The 552-nt window shown below is 35.9% G+C and carries 1 pseudogene; it reads left to right on the forward strand.

Features of this window, described 5'->3' with window-relative positions:
* Positions 1 to 12 precede the first annotated feature (12 nt).
* A pseudogene (locus C8322_RS14265) lies at positions 13 to 552 on the forward strand (IS4-like element ISAba33 family transposase); the annotation flags it as partial.

Genomic DNA, 552 nt, shown 5'->3' on the forward strand with positions numbered 1-552 from the left:
TATACGTGTTAAAAAAACTTCATTGTGACCAATCACTTAGCCAAGAATCATAAAATTAGTGATTTATTTCGTCATCTTCAAGTTGGTCAAACTGAATGTCGTAAACGACGTATTTGGGTTGGTCGAGTGAAACTGTATATTAGTGCGCTACGATTAGAAGATGGAGAACTTTTACTTGTTGTTTCTCCTATGTTTAATGCTTCTGCTATTCGTGATTATGCATTACGCTGGGAAATCGAAACGTTATTTAGTTGTCTCAAAGGACGTGGATTCAATCTTGAAAATACTCGTTTAACAGACCCTAGACGAGTCAAGAAATTGATAGCAGTGCTAGCTATCGGTTTCTGTTGGTGCTATTTAACAGGTGAATGGCAACATGATCGGAAAAAAGCGATAAAAATAAAGAAGCATGGACGACTTTCAGTAAGTTTATTTCGCTACGGTTTGGACTATGTTCAAATGGCTATTCTACGTTTGATTGGTTTTGGAAAAAAAGAAGAATTTAAGAAAGTGCTAGCAATTTTAAGAAAGAAAAAGCCTGATAGGACAAGG

The organism is Acinetobacter sp. SM1B, from assembly GCF_003289665.1.
Lineage (GTDB): Bacteria > Pseudomonadota > Gammaproteobacteria > Pseudomonadales > Moraxellaceae > Acinetobacter > Acinetobacter schindleri.